We start from the raw sequence: 558 nt of genomic DNA, 5'->3' as shown, positions 1-558 counted from the left end.
CCGCTATTGCTAGAAAGACTCCCAGTAGCGCTTGTGCAATCATAGGCGCTGATATTTTGCCCTTGAGCGTTGGTAACGGTGCCGATTTGGTAGTTATTAGAAGTGTTTTTGAGCAAGTTTTTAGGCTCAGTAAAACTAATCCAAGAAATTTGTTTTAAAGCGTTATTGTATTGTTCTATCGTGCTTTCATAGGCTTGGAAATTCAAAGCGTTGTGCAAGTTGTTTAAATTATAGGTGGTGTTGTTGATCGCATTGTTGTCTAAAGTGTTGATAGCAACGCTTTGAAGCTTTTGAGCGATGGCTTGGACTTGCTGGTTGGCTTGGTTGTTTGAAGTGGGGGTTGCGGCTAAAGGGGCTAAATTTTGGATGAATTGCTCCAAACACTGGACTTGATTGGCGCAACCATTGGGGTTATTTTGATTATTGGTGGTTAATTCCCCTTGTAGGGTGTTCATTAAAAGGGTGTTGTTGTATTGTTGCTGGTTGTTGCTGTTTGAAGAAGTAGAGCCTAAAATGGAATTAGTGGGATAAAATACGATTTGTCCCGGTGGGTTTAGC

Annotated in this window: 1 pseudogene; it reads right to left on the bottom strand. The window is 41.2% G+C overall.

Features of this window, described 5'->3' with window-relative positions:
• A pseudogene (locus IE260_RS43490) lies at window positions 1-558 on the bottom strand (hypothetical protein); the annotation flags it as partial.

It is taken from the genome of Streptomyces viridiviolaceus, from assembly GCF_014650995.1.
GTDB lineage: Bacteria > Actinomycetota > Actinomycetes > Streptomycetales > Streptomycetaceae > Streptomyces > Streptomyces viridiviolaceus.
The sequence above is the reverse complement of the archived record's forward strand: the minus strand, read 5'-3'. Positions and strand labels throughout refer to the sequence as shown.